This window comes from Robbsia betulipollinis (assembly GCF_026624755.1).
GTDB classification, from domain to species: Bacteria; Pseudomonadota; Gammaproteobacteria; order Burkholderiales; family Burkholderiaceae; genus Robbsia; species Robbsia betulipollinis.
Window position 1 is genome coordinate 368751 of sequence record NZ_JAPMXC010000001.1, and the last position, 14809, is coordinate 383559.

Sequence of the window (14809 nt, forward strand, 5' to 3'; positions counted from 1 at the left end):
CATCACGGCGGATGATGGCCATCCGGCGCGCGTCGCGCGCCGGATGAAACAGGATGCGGCTCACGCCGCATCCGCCACAAACCGCATCCGGCACACCCTACGAATCCGACAGCAATGGTCACGATTTCCTCGGTCAGCAGCGCGAACAAGCCCGCATCCGCCGTTTCGGCGAATGCAGGCGGCAGCGCAGCGGCGGCCAACGGAAGCAAGACCCCCGCCGCGGGTGGCAATGGCAGCAACAACGGCAACGTTGGCAACAATAGCAACAACGGCAGCGGCGGCAGCAACAACGGCACTGACGGCGCGAACGCCGGCAATGCGGCAAATTCCAAATCGGCGCAGGACAGCGCGGCGTCGATCATCTCGTCGATGAACGTGGGCGGCAGCTCGCTCTCGCTCGGCAGCATGCTCACGGGATTGATGAAGGTCGCCAGCATTCCGCTGACGAACTACCAGCATCAGCAAGGCAGCGTGCAGACCGAGATTTCGGCCTACGCGCAGCTCAAGTCCGACCTCTCCACGTTTCAGTCGTCGCTCAACACGCTGACGCTCGCGGCGAACTTCAAGGCCCTGGCCGCCACGTCGAGCGATAGCGGCGTCGCGACCGCCAAGGTCTTCACCGGCGCGCAACCCGGCAACTACACGGTCAACGTCAGTCAGCTGGCGCAGGCCCAGACCCTCGTCTCCGAGGGTCAGAAAAGCGTGAGCACCGCGATCGGTTCGGGCGCGGACACCACGCTGACGATCAATCTGGGCACCGTAGGCGCGACCACGTCCAAGGACGATAGCGGCGCGAGCACCACCACGGGCGGCACGGCCGATGCAGAAGGTCACTACGCCGACGGCACGACCTTCACGCCGGGCGGCACCAGCAAGACGATCAAGATCAACAGCAGCAACAACACGCTGGGCGGCATCCGCGATGCGATCAACGGCGCCGCGATCGGCGTCACCGCATCGATCGTCAACGACGGCGGCGCCTCGCCCTACCGGCTGGTGCTGACGAATTCGGCCACCGGCGCCGCGCAGGCGATGCAGGTCACCGCGAAAGGCGACGATGCCGTCGGCGCCCTGCTCGGTTTCGATCCGGCGGGCACGCAGGCGATGAAGCAGACCACGGCCGCGCAGGATGCGCAGCTTTCGGTCAACGGCATTTCGCTGAACAGCCCGTCGAACACGGTCTCATCCGCGCTCAGCGGCTTCACGCTGGCGCTGAGCAAGGTGGGCGCGACGACGCTGTCGGTGGTCAACGATACGTCGACCGTCGAATCGAACGTCGGCGGCTTCGTCGACGCGTACAACACGCTGGCCAACTCGTTGTCGAGTCTGACCAATTACGACGCGAACGATTCGTCGAAGAACGGCATCCTGCTGGGCGATTCCACGACGCGCGACATCAAGAGCGCGCTGCAGCGCATCGTCACGGGTTCGATCGACGGCGGCAGCGGACTGAACACGCTTGCCGACGTCGGCATCGGCTTCAGCAACGACGGCACGCTGGCGGTGGACGAGCCGACGCTGCAGTCGGCGCTGCAAAACAACCTGACGGGCGTGGCCTCGCTGTTCGGCACGAACGGCACCACGACCGACAACGGCGTCACCTATCTGAATGCGGGCAGCGGCACGCAGGCCGGCAAATACGACATCCGCGTCACCCAGGCCGCGACGCAGGGCGCCCTCACCGGCACCGCCGCCGCGGATCTCGAAAAAGCTTCGATCGGTCCGCTGAGCCTCACGGTCACGGTGGACGGCACGACGCAGAACATCGCGCTGCCGCAAAAAGCCTATGCGAGCGCCGGCGACGCCGCTGCGGCGCTGCAGAACGCGATCAACGGCAATGCCGCGTTTACCGCCAGTGGCGCGAGCGTGAATGTCGCCGCGGACGATCAGGGCACCCTGAGCCTGACGTCGACTTCCTACGGAGCCGGTTCGCGCGTGAGCGTGGCGGGCAACGGCGCGCAAACGCTGTTCGGCGACACGTCCGTCAAGGGCAGTGCGGGCCTCGACGTCAAAGGCTCGATCGGCGGTTTCGCCGGCACGGGTTCCGGCCAGACGCTGCTCGGCCAGCCCGGCACGGCGGTGGCAGGGTTGTCCGTGCAGGTGGGCGGCGACGGGACCGGTCCGCGCGGCAGCGTGTCCTATTCGGTGGGTTTCGCGGCGCAATTGTCCGGTTATATCGACAATGCGACCGGCACCACCGGCGCGATCGCCAATGCGACGAAGACGCTGGATACGCGCGTGGCGTCGATCGGCAAGCAGATTACCAGTTTCCAGTCGCACCTCTCGCAGGTGCAGGCGAATTACCAGACGCAGTTTTCCGCGTTGAACACGCTGTCGACGAAGATGAAAACCGCGTCGACGGTGTTGAATGCGCAGTTCAACAACACGTCGAAGAGTTGACAGATCCAAGACAGATCCAAGACAGATTCACGATGGAATCGCGTCAGAACCACGTTACGACACCCGCGGCACCGCCGCGGCAACGCAAGTGCAGTCCGGGAATTTGAAGGAGAAAAGGATGTTTTCACCCAGCCAGTTCGGTGCCAATGCCTACGCGCGCGTGGGTGCGCAGACCGCCACCTTCGGCGCCAGTCCCCAGCGGCTGGCGATCATGATGTTCGAGGCCAGCCGCACCGCCATCGTGCAGTGCCGCATGCATATGCGGGCCGGCCGCATGGCGGAAAAAGGCGCGGCCGTTTCCAAGGCCGTCATGATCATCGGCGGCGGCCTCAAGGAAAGTCTGGACATGGACAACGGCGGCCAGGTGGCCGAGCGGCTGGCCGGTCATTACGACGCGATGCTCGAGATGCTGACCCGCGCGAATCTGCGCAACGACGAGCCGCTGTTCGACGAAGTCGACCGAATGCTCAAGGCGCTCGAGGACGTGTGGCGCAGTGCGCCGGCGGCGAACCCGGCAGCATCGGCGATGACCGCACAAGCGGTGGGAGCGTAAGATGAGCGGTTTCGAACAGCTGATCGAGCGTTACGAGGCCATCGCTTCGATCACGCAGCAGATGCGTGAAGCCGCCGTTCAGGAAAACTGGGAGGGATTGCTGTCGATGCAGGAGGCCTATGTCGCACTGGTCGAACTGCTGCGGCCCAGCGATGTCGACCTGCCGCTTACCGAACCCCAGCGGGCGCGCAAGCTCGACGTCATCCGCCGGATTCTCGACGACGACGCGAAGATCCGCGCCCGTGTCGATCCCCGCCTCGCCCGCCTGTCGGCCTTGCTGGCGAGCGGCCGGCAGACCCGCGCGCTGCAAGGCGCCTACGGCGTGGCAATGGAATAGCTGCGCGCGGGATGCGCCGGCTGCGCGGCGCATTCCCCTGCCCGCGAGGCCGCCCCGCGCCACTCACTGGAGAGGCCGCCACATGAACGCGCTCGACAAGATTGGAATGAACCTGATGCCGCTGCGGCTCGACACGATGTTGTCGGGTATCGGAGCGGGATCGGGTGCGCGCACGGCCGGCGCCGATGGCGGCAGCATCTCGCAACAACCCAACACCCTGAACGGCTCGCCCGATTCGAACGCCTTTGCGGCGGCGCCGCGCGCGCTGCCCGCGGCATCGACGCAGGCGACGGTCAGCGTCGATGCGCGAGTGCTGGACGCCCTCTCGCGCCTGCCCGGCGAATTGCCGTTGATCCAGGCCAGCAAGCCGTTGTGTCCGGTGCCGCCGCGCGATGCCGCCGCCGCGGTCCAGAATACGGCGGGCGGCACGTCCGGCAGCGGCGCGGGCGCCCGTCCGGCGTTGATCGTCGTCGGTGCGCCGCAGAGTGCGAACGCCACGCCGGCGGCGGGCGCCGCGCCCGTTGCCAGCAGTGCATTCACCGCCCTGCTCGCCCGCGCGCTGCAACAGACCCTGGAGAACAGCGGCCTTTTCTACGAATCGCACCTCGCGCAATGGGCCGGCGGCCAGCGGCCGATCACCGACCTCGACCGCGAGCCGCAATCGCATCTCGCACCGCTGGACGGCCCCGCGGCGCCAGGGCAGGCCGACGACGCGCAGGATGATGGGCCGTCCGCGACTCTGGAATTCCTGCCGCAGGCGCTGAATCACGCGCTGCACAACGCGTTGCCGCCCGTCCTGCAAAACGCCCTGCAGAACGCGCTGCACTATGCGCGCGCCAATGGTCTGGAATTTGTCGGCGGCGAGTCCCCGCCGGCCGCGTCTCCGGGCCCGTTCGGCCGCGCCGGCACGGGCGATGGCGCCGTTGGCATGGCGGACCACGCCGCCGACAGCGCGGCGCGGCTCGTCGACGCGATTCATCCGGACATCGTATCGACCGTGCGCCAGCAGATGGAATTGTTGCAGAACCCGGTGCTGCGCTGGAGCGGCGAGGCCTGGCCCGGAACGCGGATGGATTGGGAGATCGAACGTCGCGACGAACGCCGCGAGGATGGCGCCGCCTGGAATTCGGGAGAACCGGCGGAGCCCTCCTGGCGCATGCAGGTCAGCCTGAACCTGCCGCATCTCGGCACCGTGGACGCGGATCTGCAGCTCGCGGGCTCGCGCCTCGTCGCACGTCTGAAAGCGCAACCGGACAGCGCCGCGTCGCTGCTGCACGACAGCGACGACCTGCGCCGGCGTCTCGCCGGCACGGGCCTGGAACTGAAAAGCCTGGCGGTCAGGGAAACGCCGGACGCCAGCCGGCAGCGTGCATCATGAGCGTCCGCCCGAGCGACATCGAAGAAGCGCTGCGGTCGGAGTCGGGCCCGGATCCGCGCCGTACCGCCATCGCCCTGTCCTACGACAAATCGGGCAGCGGCGCGCCGAAGGTGGTGGCCAAGGGATACGGGTTGATCGCCGACTCGATCATCGAGCGGGCCCGCGCCGAGGGGCTCTATGTGCACGACGCCCCGGAAATGGTCGCGATGCTCGCGCACGTCGCGCTCGACCGGGAGATACCGCCGGCACTGTACCAGGCCGTCGCGGAACTGCTCGGCTGGCTGTACAGCCTCGAATCCCGCACCGGCGGGCCGCCGCCACCGCCAGGCGCCTATCCGGGGCCGCGCAGCTAGCCGGGCGCGAGCGCGACGGCGCATGCCGCGTTTTTCTGAAGGCGCACGTCGACGGGTCTAGACCTGCATCTGCATGATGTCGTTGTAGGCGCTGACCAGCTTGTTGCGCACCTGGACCGCGGTCTGGAACTGGATGTTCGCCTTCTGCATATCGATCATGACATCGCTGAGGCTGGCATCGGAGGAGCCGGACTCGAAGGCGTGCGCCTGGCTCAGCGCATGGGTCTGGCTCGTGCTGACCTTGTCGAGCGACGCCTTCAGCATGCTGGCGAAACTGTCGCCGTCCGCCGCCGACGCGGCATCGGCCGTTGCCGCTGCCGGCTTGCCGGCGGCCTGGGCGGCCAGCGAGCGCAGTTGGTCGAGCGTCCCCGACATGGCGGAAACCGGTGTGTTCATGCGTCGTTCTCTCCCGGCGAAAACGCCTTTAGAGGGGTGTGGGCCCGCAGGGGGCCCGCGAATCCCGGGGGCGGGAACCGCCGGGCGAGCATCTGGCCCATGAACGACATCGTACGGCACGCCCGCGCGCGGCGATCGTTCCAATTGACGCGTAAAAGCCCCGCTTATCGACCGATACGGAAAGCACGCGGCACGCAATAATCCGCACCATGCCGCTGTTTCCGAACGGTCCCCGCCATACCGGCACGGGACGTCCGGCACAGACGCCCCACTGCCCGACCACTCGACCCCGGTTCCCATGGCTTCGCACCCGCCCCGCCACATGCTGCTGCAGCCGACGCTCGACGTCGGCGCCAGGACACGATGAGCACCCCGCCGGCCACCGCGCAGCAGGGATCGTTGCAGGCGACCACGCTTGCGGCCTCGACGCGCCCTGGCCAGACGGTCGACGTCAAGGTCCCGCTCGCCGAGCGCCTGCGGGCGAACCCGCGCCTGCCCCTCATGCTCGCGGCGGCAGCGGCGGTGGCGGCGCTGATCGTCCTGTTCATGTGGAGCCGCGCACCCGACTACAAGGTGCTGTTCAGCAATCTGTCCGACCGCGACGGCGGCGCCATCATTACGGCGCTGCAGCAGATGAACGTGCCGTACAAGTTCGCCGAAGGCGGCGGCGCGATCCTGGTGCCGGCCGAGTCGGTCCACGAAGCGCGGCTGCGGCTCGCCCAGCAGGGCCTGCCCAAGGGCGGCTCGGTGGGTTTCGAGCTGATGGACAACCAGAAGTTCGGCATCAGCCAGTTCGCCGAGCAGATCAATTACCAGCGTTCGCTCGAAGGCGAACTCGCCCAGACCATCGGCGCGGTGTCGTCGGTGCAGTCGGCGCGGGTGCATCTGGCGATTCCCAAATCCTCGGTGTTCGTGCGCGATCAGCAGAAACCGTCGGCATCGGTGCTGCTCGATCTCTACCCGGGCCGCTCGCTCAGCGACGGCCAGGTCAGCGCGATCGTGCACCTGGTCGCCACCGCCGTTCCCGACATGCCGGTGGGCAACATTTCGGTGGTCGACCAGAACGGCGACCTGCTGACCTCGCAATCCACGGCCGCCGGTCTGGATGCGAGCCAGCTGAAGTACATGCAGCAGATCGAGCAGAACACGCGGCGCCGCATCGAGGCCATCCTCGACCCGATCTACGGCCCCGGCAACGCGCACGCCCAGGTCAGCGCCGACATCGATTTCGCGCAGGTCGAGCAGACCGCCGAGACCTATCAGCCGAACCCCGGGCCCAAGGACGCCGCGGTGCGCAGCCAGCAGACCAGCGAATCGCGCGACAGCAGCAGTGGCGGCGGCGGCGCGGGCGGCGTGCCGGGCGCGTTGTCGAACGAACCGCCGGCCAACCCGAACGCCCCGATCACGAACGTCGGGCCGAACGACAAGGCCAAACCGGGCGACGCGGCGAGCGGTGCGGCCGCTTCCGTCACCTCGCTGTCGGGCAGCACGCACAAGGACGCGACGATCAACTACGAGCTGGACCGGACGATCCGCCATACCGCCCAGCCGATGGGCGGCGTGCGCCGGCTGACGGCGGCCGTGGTGGTCAACTTCCACCAGTCCGTGGACGCGAAGGGCAAGATCACGATGCAACCGGTGAGCGCCGAGCAACTCGCGCAGACCGAGGCGCTGGTGAAGGACGCGATGGGTTTCGACGCCAAGCGCGGCGACACCGTCAACGTGGTGAACAGTGCGTTCCAGGGCCCGGACGCGGTCAACGCGCCGGTCCTGCCGCTGTGGAAGCAGCCGGAGATGATCGAACTCGCGAAACAGGGCGGCAAGTACGCGCTGATCGGCATCGTCGGTCTCTACCTGTTCTTCGGCGTGCTGCGCCCGTCGATCCGCAAGCTGCTGCGTCCGGAGCCGCCGCCCGCGCCGGAAGTGGTCGCCGACGTCAGCGCCGACGCCGGCAAGCCCGCGGCGCTCGCGGACGGCGAGACCGCCGCCGCCCCGTCGCTCGAGCAAAAAGTCAACGCGCATGACCGCGATTTGCAGTTCGCGCGCCAGATTGCCCAACAGGACCCGAAGGTGGTTGCCACCGTCGTCAAGAGCTGGATAAGCGATGAACGCTGAAGGACTCCAACGCAGCGCGGTACTGCTCATGTCGCTCGGCGAGGATGAAGCCGCCGAGGTCTTCCGCTATCTCGCACCGCGCGAGGTACAACGCCTGGGCGCGGCCATGGCCCAGTTGAAGGCAGTGTCGCGCACCGAGATCGAGAAAGTGCTGGGCGACTTCGTCGAGGAAGCGCAGCAGCACACGGCGCTGAGCCTGGATTCGGGTGCCTATATCCGCGCGGTGCTGACCAAGGCGCTCGGCAACGACAAGGCGTCGGGCCTGATCGAACGGATCCTCGAGGGCGGCGACACCAGCGGCATCGAGGGCCTGAAGTGGATGGACTCGGCCGCGGTGGCCGAACTGATCCGCAACGAACATCCGCAGATCGTCGCGACCATCCTCGTGCACCTGGACCGCGACCAGGCTTCGGAAGTACTGGAATGCTTCACGGAGCGGCTGCGCAACGACGTGGTGCTGCGCATCGCCACGCTCGACGGCATCCAGCCGGCGGCCCTGCGCGAACTCAACGACGTGCTGACCAAACTCCTCTCCGGCAGCGAGAACATCAAGCGCAGCCCGTTGGGCGGCGTCAAGACCGCGGCCGAGATCCTCAACTTCATGGCCGGCGTGAACGAGGAATCGGTGATCGAGAACGTCAAGCGCTACGACACCGACCTCGCGCAGAAGATCGTCGACCAGATGTTCCTGTTCGAGAACCTGCTGGAGATCGACGACCGCGGCCTGCAGACCATCCTCAAGGAAGTCGAGTCCGAGACGCTGATCATCTCGCTCAAGGGCGCGCCGACCGAATTGCGCGAGAAGTTCCTGAAGAACATGTCGCAGCGCGCCGCGGATCTGTTCCGCGAGGATTTCGAGACGCGCGGACCGGTGCGCGTCGCCGATGTCGAAACGCAGCAGAAGAAGATCCTGCAGGTGGTCAAGAAACTGGCGGATGCCGGCACGATCGCCCTCGGTGGCAAGGCGGAAGACGCGTATGTCTGAGCGCCTGATTCCGAAGGAACGGCTGAGCGCCTACCAGCGCTGGGAGATGGCGTCGTTCGATCCGCCGCTGCCGGACGTGGTCGATCCGGTCGAGACGGCACGCGTCGCCGCGCAGGAAGAAGGCTATGCGGCGGGCTATGCCGAGGGCACCGGCGCGGGCCACGCCGACGGCTACGAGGCGGGCCGCGCGGAGGGCTTCGACAGCGGCCTCGCCGATGCGCGCGCGCACGCCGAGCAACTGGCCGCGCTGGTCACGGCTTTCACCGCGGCGGCCGACGCGCTCGACGCGGAGATGTCGGAATCGCTGATGACGCTTGCGCTCGATATCGCGCGCAGCGTGATCCGGCAGACCGTGCAGACGGACCCGACGGTGCTGCTCGGGGCGGTGCGCGAGGTGCTGAGCGCCGAGCCGCCGCTGGTCGGCGCGCCGATCCTGCTGGTCAATCCGGCGGACCTGCCGCTGCTCGATGCGTATCTCGCGGGCGAGCTGGCGTCCGCGGGCTGGTCGGTGCGCGGCGACGCGGCGCTCGCCCGCGGCGGCTGCCGCGCCCGGGCCGGCAGCGGCGAGATCGATGCCACGCTCGCCACCCGCTGGACCCGCGTCACCGCCGCGCTGGGCCGGGAAAACGGCTGGTGATGCAGCCACCATCAAGGACACTCATGGACGACACCGTTGCCGCCACGCCACGCGATGCGCACCTGGGACGCTGGCGCGCCACGCTCGACGCGGCGAGCCGGCGCAGTGCGCAGGCGATGCCGCTGCGCGCCTGCGGGCGCATCACCCGCGCCGCCGGCCTGGTGCTGGAAGCCACCGGCCTCACGCTGCCGATCGGCGCGAGTTGCCTGATCGAACTGCCGGGGATGAGCGCCACGGCGCACGCGGAGGCCGAAGTGGTCGGCTTCAACGGCGACCGTCTGTACCTGATGCCGACCAGCGATCTTTCCGGGCTCGCGCCCAACGCGCGCGTCTATCCCGTCGAAAGCGCGCCGATCATCGGCGCCACGCTCAACGCGAAACGCCTGCCCGTCGGCATGGCGATGCTCGGGCGCGTGGTCGACGCCCAGGGCGTGCCGCTCGACGGGCTGGGTCCGCTGAACAACGAGGCCACCGCGTCGCTGTCCTCGCCGGTGATCAACCCCCTGGATCGCGAACCGATCCACACCGTGCTGGACGTGGGCGTGCGCGCGATCAATGCGCTGCTGACCGTGGGGCGCGGCCAGCGCATGGGACTGTTCGCCGGCTCCGGCGTGGGTAAATCGATGCTGCTCGGGATGATGGCCCGGTTCACCAGCGCGCAGGTCATCGTCGTCGGGCTGATCGGCGAGCGGGGGCGCGAAGTCAAGGAATTCATCGAGGAGATTCTCGGCGAGGAAGGACGTGCGCGCGCGGTCGTGGTGGCCGCGCCGGCCGACGTCTCGCCCCTGCTGCGTCTCCAGGGCGCGGCATACGCGACATCGCTGGCCGAGCATTTCCGCGAGCTCGGGCTCGACGTGCTGCTGATCATGGACTCGCTGACCCGTTACGCGATGGCGCAGCGCGAGATCGGCCTGGCGATCGGCGAGGCGCCGGCGACCAAGGGCTATCCGCCGTCGGTGTTCGCGAAGCTGCCGGCGCTGGTGGAGCGCACCGGCAACGGCCCGGTCGGCGGCGGCTCGATCACCGCCTTCTACACGGTGCTGACCGAGGGCGACGACCAGCAGGATCCGATCGCCGATTCCGCGCGGGCGATCCTCGACGGGCACATCGTCCTGTCGCGCACGCTCGCCGAGGCCGGCCATTATCCGGCGATCGATATCGAGGCCTCCATCAGCCGCGTGATGTCCGCGCTGGTCAGCGACGACGAATTCGACCGCATCCGCATGTTCAAGCAGATGCTCTCCCGCTACCAGCGCAACCGCGACCTGATCAACGTCGGTGCCTACCAGTCGGGGCGCGATCCGATGCTGGACCGCACCATCGCGCTGTACCCGCGCATGGAAGGCTTTCTGCAACAGCGCGTGCGCGAACGTTGCGGACACGACACGGCGGTCGCGCAGCTCGACGCGCTGCTCGGCACCTGAACCCGCCAACGGAACCCGCGATGAGCAAACGACTTCCCTATACGACCCTGATCGAACTCGCCCAGAAGGACGTCGACGAGGCGAGCCGGGCATTGGGCGCGCTGCAGCGGCGGCGCGACGACATGCTGGGCAAGCGGCAGGATCTCGACGGCTACCGGGGCGAGTACGAGAACCGGCTCGCGGCGGCGTCTCGGGAAGGCATGACGATGCTCGAACGGCGCAATTTCGACGCTTTCCTGGGCACGCTGGGCACGGCGATTCACCAGCAGCAGGCGCAGGTCGTCGCGCTGGACCAGGCGCTGGAAGGGGCGCGGCGGCAATGGCAGGTCAAGAAACAGAAACTGAGTTCGTACGAGGCGCTGGAAAAGCGCGCCGTCGACGCGCAGCGCCAGCGCGAAGCGAAAAGCGAACAACGCGCGTCCGACGAATTCGCCGCGCGGCGCGCGCGCGATCGCGCCGCCGCCTGAGGCGCCGTGCGCCCGTGATGGCGCTCGCCTGACGGACCGGCGCCGCGACAGACCCGTTTTCCGAAACATCCGTTGTCCGCAGCACCACTGACACCCGCATCCACTTGAAGGACCGTTCCATGCGACCCGACGCTGTTTCCGCGAATGCCGCTGCCACCGTGCAGGCCACCCGGCCCGTACCGTCGGCACTCGACCAGAACACGGCGATCACCGATGCCGGCACGCGTTTCCAGGATGCGCTCGCCGCGCAACGGCGCGCCGCCGATGCCGACCGTACGAGCGCCGCCACGGCGCAAACCCATGCGGACACGGCCGCACGCGCGAAAGCCAGCCTCGACCAGGCGGCCCGTACCCAGAACCGTATCGCCCACGATAGCGCGTGGACGGCGAATCAGACCAGGATGCAGGCGCAGGCCCGTGCCCAGGCATCGGCCGACGCGCGGCGCTCGACGCCGGACGCCACCGCGCAATCCGCGACGGCCGCGGCGGCGGCGCAGCAAGACGCCGCGAGCGCGATGCATTCGGCGGATGCCGCGGACGCGGCCCGGACCACCGCGGCAGCCACCGCCGACGCGCAGCAAACGGCGCGCGAAGACGACGCCGCGCGCGCATCCGGCACCGAGCGCACCGCGAAAGCCACCGACACCGCCGAGCGCGCGGGGACGGCCACGGCGGCCGCCGACGCGGCGGCCACGACGCGCGCCGCGGCCGATGCCGCCGTCGCGCAGCAGGATCGCGTCGCGCAACGCAATGCCGACGCGCAGGATGCCGCCGGGAACGGCGCCACCGCCACGCTCGCCAGCGCCGCCCAGGGCGCGAAACGTCCGGGCGACGTCGCGGCGGACGGCGACGGTAGCGCGGACGGCACCACGGACACGCAGCACGCCGGCCTCGCCGACCCTTCGCAGGCACAGCAGCAGGCGGCCCAGCAGGCCGCCAGCGCCGCGGCGCTCCAGCAAGCCGCCGCGGCGCCGTCCACCGCCGATGCCGCGGCCGGCGCGGCGGCGGACGGCGCCACGCCGGGCAGCGGTCTTACGGGCATCGGGGGCGCGAACGGGACGCTCATGACCGCAAGCGGCGCAGGGCTGGGTGCCGCCGACGGCACCGGGAACGATGCCACGAGCGACGCGTCCGGCACGGCAGGTACGTCGGCCGCGGCGGCCGCGGCGGCCGCGCCGTTCGGGGCAACGACGGCGTTCGGGGCAACGGCGGCGTTCGGCAGCGGCCGTGCCGCCGGGGCGCAAACGCTCGCCGGGGCGGGCCCCGGCATGCCGGACGGCGGCGGCGCGGCCGCCCTGTCGAACGCACCTGCCACGGCCGGGACGGATACCGGTGCGATGGCGACCCGGCGCGGCGGTGCGGATGCGACGGGTTTCGGCGTCGCCCTGCACCGGGCCGGCGACGATACGGGCGCGGGATCGAATCTCGCGGCCACGCCGGGCGCCGACGCCGGCGTGAATGCCAGCCAGACCCAGAACGCCCCCGCGGCGCTGGCGAACAACGACCCGGCCAACGCGCTGAATCCGGCGGCGACGGCGCTTCCCGGTCCGCTCCCCGCCCCGGCCGATCCGTCATCGCTGGCGCAGGCCCAACCGCAGGCCAGTGCGCCCGCGCCGCAGACCGGCTGGATCGACACGCCGTTCGTGGATGCCCGCTGGTCCCAGGCCTTCAGTCAAAACGTCGTCATGATGGCGCGTGGCAACGCCGGTCTCGCGGAGCTGCATCTGAATCCGCCGAATCTCGGCCCCATCCGTGTCAGCCTGAATCTCCAGGGCAACGACGCGCAGGCGACGTTTTCATCGCACGACCCCCAGGTGCGCGACGCGATCGCCGCGGCGCTCCCGCAGTTGCGCGAACGTTTCGCCGAAGGGGGTCTATCGCTGGCGCAGGCCAACGTCACGCAAAGTCCGCCGCCCGACAGCACGCCGAGCGCGTGGAATGGCGGCGCGGCCACCGGCGGCGATCCCTCGCGCGGCAACCCCGGGCGTCAGGGGAATCCGGGCGCCTACCGCGATGCCGGCCCCGGCATCGACGGCACCCGGGCGGCCGCGGCCGTCCCGGCCGCCCGGGTGTACGGCTGGGCGAACACGCCGGTCGCCGGCACGGGCACGCTGTCGAAGATCGACACGTTCGCGTGATATGGCTGCGACGCGGCGCCGCCGCGTCTGCGCACGGGCGGCATGCACGTCGCCATCGATCCGGAACGGTGCGCGACAGCGCGGCAAACGCCAATGAAGTGCATCCCGCACCATCGGCGGGCCGCGTGCCCGACGTCGTGCAAACCACCCTCGGACCGATCACGGCCCCCCCCGCGCCGATCGGGTCTCCGTCTTCCGGCGGCCTGCACCCAAGAACGCAACCGCCGCCGGCATTCCATTTCCACTGGCATAACCTTTGCTCTACTTTAGGAGAAATTTAACGCATCTTTTCTCATCGGATCGAAAATGGCGTCTTCGGGTTTCTTGTCTATATCGGGCGACACGCGAACGCTCGCGCAGGAACGCCGGCGCGTTCTGATCGCCAGCGTCATCGGTTCCATCTTCGAATGGTACGACTTCGTCGCTTATGGAATCGCATCGGCGCTGGTCTTCAACAAGTTGTTCTTTCCATCGGCGAACCCGCTGACGGGCACCATCGCGGCATTCGGCACCTATGCGGTCGGCTATGTCGCGCGTCCGCTGGGGGGTGCGATTTTCGGGCATTTCGGGGACCGCACCGGCAGGAAGGCCATGCTGTCGCTGACGCTGCTCATCATGGGATTCGGCACGTTCCTGATTGGATGCCTGCCGACCTACGCGCAAATCGGCATGTGGGCACCCGCGCTGCTGATCCTGCTGCGCTTCCTCCAGGGGCTGGGAATCGGCGGCGAATGGGGCGGATCGATACTGATGGCGGTCGAGTTCGCCCCGGCGGGGCGACGCGGCCTGTTCGGCAGCCTGGTGCAACTGGGGTATCCCGTGGGCGTGATCGTCTCGACGGTGATATTCGGCATCGTATCCGGTCTGCCGCAGGATGCTTTCCTGAAATGGGGCTGGCGGATACCTTTTCTCATCAGCATCTTCTTCGTGGGAGCGGGACTTTTCATTCGCCTGAAGCTCTCCGAAAGCCCGGTTTTCGAAAACGCCACGAAGCGCGAGCCGGCGATCAGGATGCCTTTGCTGGAGATTTTCAGCCACCACCGCCGCACGTTCTTCCTCGCGGTGGGATTGAAGTGCTCGGAGATCGCGTTCGTCAGCGTGGCGACGATCGTGACCATCAGCTACGTCACGGGACACCTCGGCCTGCCGAAAACCGTGATACTGAACGGGCTGCTGCTCGCGGCCGGCGTCGAGCTTTTCACCATTCCCTTTTTCGGATGGCTATCCGATCTGTATGGCCGGCGCGCGATGTTCTTCGCCGGTTGCCTGTTCTCGATTCTCTTCGCCTTTCCCGAGTTCCGCCTGCTCGACACGCGCGATCCGACGATCATCGCGATCACGATCGCCCTCGCGGTCAGCCTGGGCCAGGGAATCATGTTCGGCCCCGAGGCTGCCTGGCTATCGGAACTTTTCGGCACGAAGCTACGCTACAGTGGCGCTTCGCTGGGGTTCCAGCTGGGCGGCGCGATTTCGGGAGGCTTCACGCCCCTTGCCGCCGCGGTGCTGATGAGCTGGGCGGGCGGCGCGACCTGGCCGGTGTCGGTCCTGCTGATCGCCGTGGCCTGCGTGACGCTGCTCTGCGCATGGCTCGCACCCGAAACAGCCAAAGGCGATTTGCAAAAGTAG

At 68.5% G+C, this 14809-nt stretch carries 14 protein-coding genes; 12 read left to right on the forward strand and 2 right to left on the reverse strand.

Features of this window, described 5'->3' with window-relative positions; genetic code table 11:
• Positions 1-2 precede the first annotated feature (2 nt).
• Complete coding sequence (locus tag OVY01_RS01655) at positions 3-407, reverse strand: hypothetical protein (RefSeq protein ID WP_267845143.1); 405 nt, start codon at positions 405-407, stop codon at positions 3-5.
• Here OVY01_RS01655 and fliD point away from each other — a divergent pair.
• The 5 genes from fliD (at position 406) to OVY01_RS01680 (ending at position 5021) form a co-directional block, all read left to right on the forward strand.
• A complete protein-coding gene (fliD, locus tag OVY01_RS01660; RefSeq protein WP_267845145.1) occupies positions 406-2400 on the forward strand; it encodes a flagellar filament capping protein FliD in 1995 nt (664 codons plus the stop codon). The genes OVY01_RS01655 and fliD overlap by 2 nt on opposite strands.
• Positions 2401-2518: 118 nt before the next feature.
• Entirely contained in the window at positions 2519-2953 is a 435-nt protein-coding gene (gene fliS / locus OVY01_RS01665) for a flagellar export chaperone FliS (protein WP_267845147.1), read from the forward strand.
• A 1-nt stretch (position 2954) separates the two neighbouring features.
• Entirely contained in the window at positions 2955-3290 is a 336-nt protein-coding gene (locus tag OVY01_RS01670; RefSeq protein WP_267845148.1) for a flagellar protein FliT, read from the forward strand.
• 82 nt (positions 3291-3372) lie between these two features.
• The gene (gene fliK, locus OVY01_RS01675; RefSeq protein WP_267845149.1) at positions 3373-4668 is read left to right on the forward strand and encodes a flagellar hook-length control protein FliK; all 1296 of its coding nucleotides are present in this window, start codon (positions 3373-3375) and stop codon (positions 4666-4668) included.
• Positions 4665-5021: an EscU/YscU/HrcU family type III secretion system export apparatus switch protein gene (locus OVY01_RS01680; protein ID WP_267845150.1), complete on the forward strand. Its 357-nt coding sequence runs from the start codon at positions 4665-4667 to the stop codon at positions 5019-5021. Before fliK ends, OVY01_RS01680 begins: the two co-directional genes overlap by 4 nt.
• Before the next feature lie 57 nt (positions 5022-5078).
• On the opposite strand, the gene fliE is transcribed toward OVY01_RS01680, so the two are convergent.
• Positions 5079-5417, reverse strand: coding sequence for a flagellar hook-basal body complex protein FliE (gene fliE / locus OVY01_RS01685; RefSeq protein WP_267845151.1), 339 nt, complete (start codon positions 5415-5417; stop codon positions 5079-5081).
• A 363-nt stretch (positions 5418-5780) separates the two neighbouring features.
• Between fliE and fliF the strand changes: the two genes are divergently transcribed.
• From fliF to OVY01_RS01720, 7 genes are all read left to right on the forward strand, one after another.
• The gene (fliF, locus tag OVY01_RS01690) at positions 5781-7532 is read left to right on the forward strand and encodes a flagellar basal-body MS-ring/collar protein FliF (RefSeq protein ID WP_267845153.1); all 1752 of its coding nucleotides are present in this window, start codon (positions 5781-5783) and stop codon (positions 7530-7532) included.
• A complete protein-coding gene (gene fliG / locus OVY01_RS01695) occupies positions 7522-8517 on the forward strand; it encodes a flagellar motor switch protein FliG (RefSeq protein ID WP_267845154.1) in 996 nt (331 codons plus the stop codon). Before fliF ends, fliG begins: the two co-directional genes overlap by 11 nt.
• Positions 8510-9154, forward strand: a complete 645-nt coding sequence (fliH, locus tag OVY01_RS01700) for a flagellar assembly protein FliH (RefSeq protein ID WP_267845155.1) — start codon at positions 8510-8512, stop codon at positions 9152-9154. Before fliG ends, fliH begins: the two co-directional genes overlap by 8 nt.
• Entirely contained in the window at positions 9058-10578 is a 1521-nt protein-coding gene (gene fliI, locus OVY01_RS01705; RefSeq protein ID WP_432422213.1) for a flagellar protein export ATPase FliI, read from the forward strand. Before fliH ends, fliI begins: the two co-directional genes overlap by 97 nt.
• 20 nt (positions 10579-10598) lie before the next feature.
• The gene (gene fliJ / locus OVY01_RS01710; RefSeq protein WP_267845159.1) at positions 10599-11045 is read left to right on the forward strand and encodes a flagellar export protein FliJ; all 447 of its coding nucleotides are present in this window, start codon (positions 10599-10601) and stop codon (positions 11043-11045) included.
• 119 nt (positions 11046-11164) lie between these two features.
• Positions 11165-13183 (forward strand): flagellar hook-length control protein FliK, encoded by a 2019-nt coding sequence (locus tag OVY01_RS01715; protein WP_267845161.1) that lies wholly within the window; start codon positions 11165-11167, stop codon positions 13181-13183.
• 306 nt (positions 13184-13489) lie between these two features.
• Positions 13490-14809 carry an MFS transporter gene (locus tag OVY01_RS01720; RefSeq protein ID WP_267845163.1) on the forward strand — a complete coding sequence of 440 codons (1320 nt, stop codon included), beginning with the start codon at positions 13490-13492 and terminating at the stop codon, positions 14807-14809.

Coding starts and splice junctions, on each gene's coding strand:
- fliD (WP_267845145.1), top strand. CDS start 406: ATGCTCACGGGATTGATGAAGGTCGCCAGCATTCCGCTGACGAACTAC.
- OVY01_RS01670 (WP_267845148.1), top strand. CDS start 2,955: ATGAGCGGTTTCGAACAGCTGATCGAGCGTTACGAGGCCATCGCTTCG.
- OVY01_RS01655 (WP_267845143.1), bottom strand. CDS start 407: ATGCTGCCGAGCGAGAGCGAGCTGCCGCCCACGTTCATCGACGAGATG.
- fliH (WP_267845155.1), top strand. CDS start 8,510: ATGTCTGAGCGCCTGATTCCGAAGGAACGGCTGAGCGCCTACCAGCGC.
- fliJ (WP_267845159.1), top strand. CDS start 10,599: ATGAGCAAACGACTTCCCTATACGACCCTGATCGAACTCGCCCAGAAG.
- fliE (WP_267845151.1), bottom strand. CDS start 5,417: ATGAACACACCGGTTTCCGCCATGTCGGGGACGCTCGACCAACTGCGC.
- OVY01_RS01720 (WP_267845163.1), top strand. CDS start 13,490: ATGGCGTCTTCGGGTTTCTTGTCTATATCGGGCGACACGCGAACGCTC.
- fliK (WP_267845149.1), top strand. CDS start 3,373: ATGAACGCGCTCGACAAGATTGGAATGAACCTGATGCCGCTGCGGCTC.
- OVY01_RS01680 (WP_267845150.1), top strand. CDS start 4,665: ATGAGCGTCCGCCCGAGCGACATCGAAGAAGCGCTGCGGTCGGAGTCG.
- fliG (WP_267845154.1), top strand. CDS start 7,522: ATGAACGCTGAAGGACTCCAACGCAGCGCGGTACTGCTCATGTCGCTC.
- fliF (WP_267845153.1), top strand. CDS start 5,781: ATGAGCACCCCGCCGGCCACCGCGCAGCAGGGATCGTTGCAGGCGACC.
- fliS (WP_267845147.1), top strand. CDS start 2,519: ATGTTTTCACCCAGCCAGTTCGGTGCCAATGCCTACGCGCGCGTGGGT.
- OVY01_RS01715 (WP_267845161.1), top strand. CDS start 11,165: ATGCGACCCGACGCTGTTTCCGCGAATGCCGCTGCCACCGTGCAGGCC.